The following is a 1,392-nucleotide window of genomic DNA, read 5'->3' as shown; positions in this document are numbered from 1 at the left end:
CGGGCGCATCTTTCTTCGCCGGCGAGGCGCTGGGCGGGCCGGCCTTCTCCACCGCCCACGGCGCGCACCTGTCCGGGCTCAAGGCGGCGGATGCGGCGCTCGCCAGCCTGGGAGCCGCGCCATGAGGCCGCTGGCGCTGGTCGTCGCCGTGGCGGAGAACGGCGTCATCGGCCGCGACGGCGGCCTGCCGTGGCGCCTGCCGTCCGACCTCAAGCATTCCGCGCGCTCACCTGGGGCAAGCCCATCGTCATGGGGCGGCGTCACCTTCCAGTCCATCCGGCACGCCGGCTCGCCGGGGCGCACTCCGGTGGTGGTCGAGCGCCACCGTCCTCGCGCCGCCGCGGCGTGCTGACCGGCCGCGACCTCGCCGAAGCGCTGGCGCGGGCGGAGGAGGCCGCCGCGGCTATGGGCGCGGAGGAGATTGCCATCATCGGCGGCCACCGCCTGTTCGCGGAGACGCTGCCTCTGGCGCGGACCCTCCACCTCACCGAGGTGCACGGCCGACCCGCGGGCGACGTGGTCTTCCCGCCGGTGGAGAGCGCCGACTGGCGCGAGGTGGCGCGCGAAGGCCCCCTGCAGGGGCCGAAGGACGACATGGCCTTCAGCTACGTGACGCTCGAGCGCCGCCGGCAGGGGTGACAAGCCACGCCGGAGCGGCGATCAGATGATCTTCTCCGGCCAGCGGCACAGATCGGCGATCAGGCAGCGTCGGCATTCCGGCTGGCGCGCCTTGCAGATGTAGCGCCCGTGCAGGATCAGCCAGTGGTGGGCGTGGAGCTTGAAGCGGTCCGGGATGCGCGCCTCCAGGCCCTCCTCCACCGCCAGCGGCGTCGCCCCCGGCGCGAGGCCGGTGCGGTTCGCCACCCGGAAGAGATGGGTGTCCACGGCGATGGTGGGTTCGCCGAAGGCGATGTTCAGCACCACGTTGGCGGTCTTGCGCCCGACGCCCGGCAGCGCCTCCAGCGCCTCGCGCTCGCGCGGCACCTGCCCGCCATGGCGCGCGAGGATGAGCCGCGACAGCTCGGCGACGTTCTTCGCCTTGCCCTTGAACAGGCCGAGGGTGCGGATGTGCCGCGCGATCTCCTCCTGCCGAGGCCCGCCATGGCCGCCGGGGTGGAAGCGGCCGCGAACAGGCCGCGCGTCGCCTTGTTCACCCCGGCGTCGGTGGCCTGGGCGGAGAGCACCACGGCGACGAGGAGCGTGAAGGGGTCCGAATGCTCCAGCTCGCCCTTGGGCTCGGGATCGGCCGCCTCGAAGCGGGTGAAGGCCGCGACGATCTCCGCATGGCTCCACGCCGCAAGGGTGCGACCGTGCGCCGCAGCCGCCGCATTGGCCACCGCGCGGCGGCGCGGCGCGAGCTTGGGGCTCCGGCGGCACGACAAGGGGTGCGGG

General features: G+C 74.3%; 2 pseudogenes. One reads left to right on the top strand and one right to left on the bottom strand.

Annotation, left to right across the window (positions count from 1 at the left end):
- The first annotated feature begins 121 nt into the window (after window positions 1–121).
- A pseudogene (locus AC2W7M_RS25480) lies at window positions 122–639 on the top strand (dihydrofolate reductase).
- A gap of 21 nt (window positions 640–660) precedes the next feature.
- On the opposite strand, the pseudogene nth reads toward AC2W7M_RS25480, so the two are convergent.
- A pseudogene (nth, locus tag AC2W7M_RS25475) lies at window positions 661–1,382 on the bottom strand (endonuclease III).
- Window positions 1,383–1,392 lie beyond the last annotated feature (10 nt).

The organism is Xanthobacter sp. BG11Y11_SDJG, assembly GCF_057364445.1.
Note: the sequence above shows the minus strand (reverse complement) of the source record. Positions and strands in the feature narration are given on the sequence as shown.